The sequence below is a fragment of the Streptomyces sp. NPDC047081 genome (assembly GCF_040643775.1).
Lineage (GTDB): Bacteria > Actinomycetota > Actinomycetes > Streptomycetales > Streptomycetaceae > Streptomyces.
Genome location: NZ_JBEYUY010000046.1, coordinates 46,075 through 53,091, shown reverse-complemented (window position 1 = coordinate 53,091; position 7,017 = coordinate 46,075). Strand labels below are relative to the sequence as shown.

Genomic DNA, 7,017 nt, shown 5'->3' with positions numbered 1-7,017 from the left:
GGCGCGGCCTACAGCCCCGCCCTCACGGACTTCGTGTTCATGGTCCGCGAGACCTCGCAGATGTTCATCACCGGCCCGGACGTGGTCAAGGCCGTGACCGGCGAGGAGATCACCCAGAACGGCCTGGGCGGCGCGGACGTGCACGCCGAGACCTCCGGTGTCTGCCACTTCGCCTACGACGACGAAGAGACCTGCATCGCCGAAGTCCGGTATCTGCTCAGCCTGTTGCCCCAGAACAACCGCGAGAACCCGCCGCGCGTCGAGTCCGCCGACGCGGCCGACCGCCGCAGCGACGTCCTGCTCGACCTGGTCCCGGCCGACGGCAACCGCCCGTACGACATGGCGAAGGTCATCGAGGAGATCGTCGACGACGGCGAGTACCTGGAGGTCCACGAGCGCTGGGCGCGGAACATCATCTGCGCGCTGGCCCGCCTGGACGGCCAGGTGGTCGGCATCGTCGCCAACCAGCCGCAGACCCTCGCCGGCGTCCTGGACATCGAGGCCAGCGAAAAAGCTGCGCGCTTTGTCCAGATGTGTGACGCTTTTAACATCCCGATCGTCACTTTCCTGGACGTCCCCGGGTTCCTCCCGGGCGTCGACCAGGAGCACGGCGGGATCATCCGGCACGGCGCGAAGCTCCTCTACGCCTACTGCAACGCGACCGTGCCCCGGATCTCCCTGATCCTGCGCAAGGCCTACGGAGGTGCGTACATCGTCATGGACAGCCAGTCCATCGGTGCCGACCTCACGTACGCCTGGCCGACGAACGAGATCGCCGTGATGGGCGCCGAAGGTGCCGCCAACGTCATCTTCCGGCGGCAGATCGCCGAGGCCGAGGACCCCGAGGCCATGCGGGCCCGCATGGTCAAGGAGTACAAGTCCGAGCTGATGCACCCCTACTACGCGGCCGAGCGCGGCCTGGTCGACGACGTCATCGACCCGACCGAGACGCGAGAGGTGCTCATCCGCTCCCTCGCGATGCTGCAGACCAAGCACGCCGACCTGCCCTCGCGCAAGCACGGCAACCCCCCGCAGTAACCCAGCGGACCCTCCGCGACACCCCCGCGGAAACCTCTCTCACGGAGACTGAGACCTATGAGCACCCCTGACATCCGCGTCGAGAAGGGCCACGCCGAGCCCGAGGAAGTCGCCGCCATCACGGCCGTCCTCCTCGCCCGCGCCGCCGCCCAGCCCGCCGAGACCCCGGCCCACCGCGGCCCCAAGGCGGGCTGGCGCCGCCTGGAGCGCGAGGGCGGCTTCCGGGCCCCCCACAGCTGGCACTGAGCCCTCCAGCGCCCGTACGGCCCCGCTCTCCCCTCCGGGAGGGCGGGGCCGTACCGCATCCTGGGAACCATGAGGGAGTTGACGGAGACCGGGGCCCGGGTCGCGCTCATCGACGCGAAGCTGAAGCCCCTTGCCGAGCGGCCCGTGGACACGTCCGATCCCGACTGGGAGCGGCGGATGCGGGAGGGGCCGGACCCGCTGGACGAGGCGGGCGTCCGCGCCGAGGCGGAGTCCGCGGTGCGGGAGCTCATCCGCCGCTACGAGGGCGGCGAAGCTGCCCTTCGAGCCCACCGCCGAGGACGAGTTCGGGATGGGATCCATGCGGGATGTCCTGCGCAACGCGGCCGGGCGTTGACGCGAAAGGGCCCCTCCGGGAAGGAGGGGCCCTTTCGGTGTCGGCTGCGGTTCGGCAGCGCCCCAAAGGGGCGCGGGGCTGTGTCGACGGCGCCGCAGATGAGCCGCGACACACCGCCGCACATCCAGCGGAGCGCTTAGCGCAGGCGGGCCATCAGGGCGTGCTCGACCAGGGTGATCAGGGCCGACTTGGCGTCCGCGCGGTGGCGGGCGTCCGTTGTGATGATCGGGGTGTCGGGGCCGATCTGGAGGGCCTCGCGGACCTCGTCGGGGTTGTACGGCTGGTTGCCGTCGAAGCCGTTGAGGGCGATGACGAAGGGGAGACCCGAGTTCTCGAAGTAGTCGACCGCGGGGAAGCAGTCGGCGAGACGGCGGGTGTCCACCAGGACGATCGCGCCGATGGCGCCTCGTACCAGGTCGTCCCACATGAACCAGAAGCGGTCCTGGCCCGGCGTACCGAAGAGGTACAGGATCAGGTCCTGGTCCAGGGTGATGCGGCCGAAGTCCATGGCGACCGTCGTGGTCGTCTTGTCTCCGGTGTGGGTGAGGTCGTCGATGCCCGCCGAAGCGGATGTCATCACGGCCTCTGTGCGCAGCGGGTTGATCTCCGAAACGGCCCCGACGAACGTGGTCTTGCCCACGCCGAAGCCACCCGCCACCACGATCTTCGCCGAGGTGGTGGAGCGGGAAGGACCGCCGCTAGAGCTTGCGAAGTCCACTGAGCACCCTTTCGAGCAGTGTCACGTCTGGCTGGCCGCCGGCGTTCTCGTCGCCGCCGGGCTGATGAATGGCGACCAGTCCCGCCTCCGCCAAGTCGGCGACGAGGATCCTGGCCACACCGAGAGGGATGGTCAGGAGGGCCGAGATCTCGGCCACCGACTTGATCTCACGGCAGAGGTTGCAGATCCGCTGATGCTCGGGCAGCTGGCCCTGCATCTGGTGCGGCTGCGCGGTGGTGTGCACCAGCGCCTCGATGGCGAGCTGGTAACGCGGGCGGGTCCGGCCACCGGTCATGGCGTACGGACGCACCAGCGGGTTGTTCGACGCCCCCGCGGGCGCCGGCTCGGGGGAGCGGCGCTGCGGCTGCACGGGCTGGATACGCGGCGCCGGCGGCTGGTCGTACGGCGACGGCCCGGGACCCTGGGGACCCTGGGGCGCGTACGGTCCACGCCGCTGGCTCGGGGCGGAGGGGAAGTTGTAACGGTTCGGGTTCTGGGAACCGTCGTTCGGGCCCTGGGCAGGGCCGTACGACCAGTTGCCCGAATTCGAACCGCCTGGGGGTGTTGCCACTTTCTCCTCCTCCGACTGTGCCGGGCACCGCATCCCTGTGGAGCCGCGTCCCGAAACCTTACGGCCCCGGGACGCCAAAACGCACCGTCTGTCTGTCAGTTGAGCAGGCTGCCCTGGAGCTCCGCACGGAGATCCGGCGTCAGGACCGTACCGGCACGGTCCACCAGAAGGGCCATCTCGTACCCAATGAGGCCGATGTCCGCCTCGGGGTGCGCCAGGACCGCGAGCGAGGATCCGTCGGAGATGGACATGATGAACAGGAATCCCCGCTCCATCTCCACAACCGTCTGGTTCACGCTGCCGCCCTCGAAGATGCGCGAGGCACCGGCGGTCAGCGAGGTCAGACCGGAGGCGACGGCCGCGAGCTGATCGGCGCGGTCGCGCGGAAACCCTTCGGACATCGCCAGAAGGAGTCCGTCGGCGGAGACCACCACGGTGTGGGACACCCCCGGGGTGTTGTCCACGAAGTTGGTGATCAACCAGTTCAGGTTCTGTGCCGCCTGGCTCATCGGGCTCACACTAACGCTCCTGGTTGTAGGTGCTGTCAGGACCGAAGCCCTGGCCGTTCGTTTCACTGCCTGCGTTGCGCCCGCGCTGGACGCCGCGACGCAGGTTGCTCAGCCTGCCCCGGACGTCCTCCGGAGCGCGGGAGACCTGTGGGCCTCCCTGGGGGGTGCTGGTGGCGGCTCCCTCGACCAGGTTGGCCTTGGGTACCCGCCGCGGCAGACCGGAGGAGGTGACCCCGCCCGCCTTGGGCTTCCGGAGTGCGGAGGCCTGCTGCCAGCGCTCGTCGTTGGCCGAGCGCCAGTCGCCGTTGCCGTTGGTGCCGGAGTTGCTCTCCGGTGCGGAGACCGGCGCCGGCGCCTCCTGGTTCACGTGCCGAGTGCCGTTCGAACCGCTCGTGCCGTTCGCGAAGGAACCGCGGCGCGGCAGTCCGGCGTCGGTCAGCTCGTGGGCGGCGGAGGGAGCCGGTCCCGGACGCTCGAAGCCTACGCGGTCGCGCTCACTGACGTCAGCGGCCTGCGCAGATTCCGTTTCCGGAGCGTACTGGTCCTGGTACCCGCTCTGGTAGCCGTCCTGCTGCGGCCAGTCGTCCTGGTAGCGGCGCTCCTCGAAGGCCGGGAAGGACTCCGGTACGCCACCGCGGACGGACCCGGGCTCGTCCTGGGCCGGCTCCGCATACGAGGGCTCGGGGTAGCCGCCGTTGGACGAGAACGTGTCGTTCTGCGGCAGCCCGCCGTTCGGCGCGAAGTACGGCTCGTCGTACGACGGGCGCTGCTGCTCCTCGTACGGAGTCTGCTGCTGCTCCTCGTACGCCGGGCGCGGGTCGAAGGAGCCGGTGTTCTGCTCCGGGAAGCCGCCGTGGCCGTTGTCGTAGGCCTGCGGCGCGTCGAACGCGTCGGCGTACGGCGCGGACTCGGGGGAGTCCTGGCCGGGCTGGTCCTGCCCCTGCCGGCCCTCCAGGGCCGCGCGGCGCTCCTCGCGCATCAGCGAGCGGCCGACCGGGTCGAGCTCGCGGATGTCGTCCGGGATCTCGGCGTAGCGGCTGTCGTCGAAGCCGAGCTCGGCGGCCGTGCGCATCGGCAGGCCGTTGTTGAAGTCCTCACCCTGGAACTGCTGCTCCGGGATGATCTGCGAGACCGTGAACTCGTCGTGCGAGGGCTGCTGCTCGCCGCCGCCACCGCCGTGGGTGATCGCGTCGGGCAGCATGACCAGCGAGGTGGTGCCGGCCTGCTCGCCCGAGGGGCGCAGCTGGACCCGGATGCCGTGCCGGTCGGACAGCCGGCCGACCACGAAGAGGCCCATGCGCTGCGAGATCGCGGCGTCGACGGTGGGCGGGTTCGCGAGCTTGTGGTTGATGTCCGCGAAGTCCTCGGCGGTGAGGCCGATGCCCTTGTCGTGGATCTCGATCATGATGCGGCCGTCGGGCAGACGGGTCGCGGTGACGCGGACCTTGGTCTGCGGGGAGGAGAACGTCGTCGCGTTCTCCAGCAGCTCGGCCAGCAGGTGCACGAGGTCGGTGACCGCGCGGCCGTGGATCTCGGCCTCCGGGACGCCGGACAGCTCGATGCGCTCGTACTGCTCCACCTCGGAGGAGGCGGCACGGAGCACGTCGACCAGCGGGACCGGCTGGTCCCAGCGGCGGCCGGGCTCCTCGCCGGCGAGGACCAGGAGGTTCTCGCCGTTGCGGCGCATACGGGTCGCGAGGTGGTCCAGGCGGAAGAGGTTCTCCAGCTGGTCCGGGTCGGCCTCGTTGTTCTCCAGGTCGGTGATCAGGGTCAGCTGGCCCTCGATCAGCGACTGGTTGCGGCGCGAGAGGTTGGTGAAGATCGCGTTGATGTTGCCCCGCAGCAGGGCCTGCTCGGCGGCGAGCCGGACGGCCTCGCGGTGGACCTGGTCGAAGGCGCGGGCGACCTCGCCGATCTCGTCCCGGGTGTTGATCGGGATGGGCGCGACCCGGGTGTCGACCCGGCCGGGGTCGGTCCGCGAGAGCTGGTCGACCAGCATCGGCAGCCGCTGCTCGGCGATGCCGAAGGCGGCGTTGCGCAGCTGGCGCATCGAGCGGGACATCTGCCGGGCGACGGCGCCGGCCAGGATGAACGCGAGCAGCAGGGCGACCACGACGACGGCACCGGTGATCAACGCGTCACGCTTGGCGTTGTCCGCGATGGTCGACGCCTCGCTCACCGCGGCATCGGCCTTGGACTTCTCCAGCTTGCGGTAGGCGTCGAACTTGAGGGTGGTGATGCCCCACCAGTTCTCGACCGTGATGCCCTGCTCGGCCAGCGCCTCCCGGGCGGCGGGGTCCGTGGTCTGCAGCGACGCCATGCCCTTGACCATGTCGGTCGGGTCGTCGGACGGCGGCGGTACGTACTTCTCGCCCGCGGCGGCGGCCTTCGCGGCCGCCTGCTTCGCCAGCGCGGTGCCGTCGGCCTTGATCTGCGCGACGGCCGTGTTCAGCTTGGCGATGTCCTCGTCGGTGCCACCGGCCTGGTACTCCTGGAGCGCGATGCCCTCCAGATAGGCGTACGAGGTCAGGGCGACGCGCTGGGTGGCCAGGTCGCTGGCCTTGGGACCCGGGTTGACCAGCAGGTGCATGCCGATGGAGCGCTCCAGGGAGAGGGCGCCCTTGGCGAGGGTGATGGCGTAGACCGAGCGGCCGTAGCTCGTGATGTTTCCGGTGCCGAGGCCGAGCTCGTTGGAGAACTCCGTCAGCGGGTGCTCGACGTCGGTGTACGCCTCTTCGGTCTTCACGCCCGAGTACTTGGAGGTGTAGGCGTCGGCGCGGATCGTCGCGAGCTCCGGCTCCACCTTGCGGAAGCGCTCCAGGCGACGGACCAGGTTGGGGCGGTCCGGCATGCTCTGGGCGGCCTCGTCGAAGGCGTCGGCGGCGGCGTCCGTCTGCTTCTGCATCTTGGCGACGAGTGCCTTGTCCGCCGCGGTCTGGCTCTTGCCCTTCAGCAACGGCGCCACGGTGGTGTCGCGCTCGACCAGGACGGCGTTGCTGTAGGTCAGGGCGGCCGCCACCAGACGCGCGGTGCTCTCCGCGTCCTGGGCGTCCTGCCAGGTGTCGATCGAGCCCTTCACCTGGAAGCCGCCCATCACCAGGCCGACCGCCACGGGTATGAGCAGGATCGCATTCAGCCGGGTCGGAACGCGCCAGTTGCGCGGGGAGAGACGGCCGCCGCTTGGGGCCGGCGCGGCCGTTGGTTCCGATCCGGGCACAGGGGCGGGCGCCGCTCCGCGCGGCGGCGGGGTGAAGTTGCCCCGGGCCGACGGCTCGGGACCGTTCTTGCTTCGCCTCACTCGACCAACAACCTCTCGGCGGCGGGCACCAACGTTGTGCCGCAGTGTCTCAGAGCCCCGTTCGCCACTGAGTACGCAGTACTACTGAGTACGTCTTTGACTATTGGGCAGTTCAGGCATTCCAGCACGACGACCAGCGCTCTTCCAAACAGTGGAAAGCGAGGATTCCGTGTGATGTAAGCCCCAGATAAAACGGTCATAAAGAGCGAGCCCCGTCAAAAGACGGGGCCTTTGTGTGCGCAGCGACACCAGTTGGCAACGACCTGTGGCCGTACCACCCGA

6 protein-coding genes are annotated in these 7,017 nt (G+C 69.8%); 2 read left to right on the top strand and 4 right to left on the bottom strand.

The annotated features are described in order from the left end of the window. The coding region (locus ABZ848_RS46515) for a carboxyl transferase domain-containing protein (protein ID WP_360842276.1) at positions 1 to 1,038 on the top strand (1,038 nt) is incomplete at its 5' end. Between the two features lie 57 nt (positions 1,039 to 1,095). Further along, positions 1,096 to 1,284 (top strand): acyl-CoA carboxylase subunit epsilon, encoded by a 189-nt coding sequence (locus tag ABZ848_RS46510; RefSeq protein ID WP_360842273.1) that lies wholly within the window; start codon positions 1,096 to 1,098, stop codon positions 1,282 to 1,284. A gap of 491 nt (positions 1,285 to 1,775) precedes the next feature. On the opposite strand, the gene ABZ848_RS46505 is transcribed toward ABZ848_RS46510, so the two are convergent. The 4 genes from ABZ848_RS46505 to ABZ848_RS46490 form a co-directional block, all read right to left on the bottom strand. After that, positions 1,776 to 2,357, bottom strand: coding sequence for an ATP/GTP-binding protein (locus ABZ848_RS46505; protein WP_026248371.1), 582 nt, complete (start codon positions 2,355 to 2,357; stop codon positions 1,776 to 1,778). Next, on the bottom strand, positions 2,338 to 2,928 hold the full coding sequence (locus ABZ848_RS46500) for a DUF742 domain-containing protein (RefSeq protein ID WP_242775553.1): 591 nt from the start codon (positions 2,926 to 2,928) through the stop codon (positions 2,338 to 2,340). The genes ABZ848_RS46505 and ABZ848_RS46500 overlap by 20 nt, the downstream gene beginning before the upstream one ends. Before the next feature lie 95 nt (positions 2,929 to 3,023). Beyond that, positions 3,024 to 3,437: a roadblock/LC7 domain-containing protein gene (locus ABZ848_RS46495; protein ID WP_004983065.1), complete on the bottom strand. Its 414-nt coding sequence runs from the start codon at positions 3,435 to 3,437 to the stop codon at positions 3,024 to 3,026. A gap of 10 nt (positions 3,438 to 3,447) precedes the next feature. Further along, positions 3,448 to 6,735 carry a nitrate- and nitrite sensing domain-containing protein gene (locus ABZ848_RS46490; RefSeq protein WP_360842268.1) on the bottom strand — a complete coding sequence of 1,096 codons (3,288 nt, stop codon included), beginning with the start codon at positions 6,733 to 6,735 and terminating at the stop codon, positions 3,448 to 3,450. Positions 6,736 to 7,017 lie beyond the last annotated feature (282 nt).

Coding starts and splice junctions, on each gene's coding strand:
- ABZ848_RS46510 (WP_360842273.1), top strand. CDS start 1,096: ATGAGCACCCCTGACATCCGCGTCGAGAAGGGCCACGCCGAGCCCGAG.
- ABZ848_RS46495 (WP_004983065.1), bottom strand. CDS start 3,437: ATGAGCCAGGCGGCACAGAACCTGAACTGGTTGATCACCAACTTCGTG.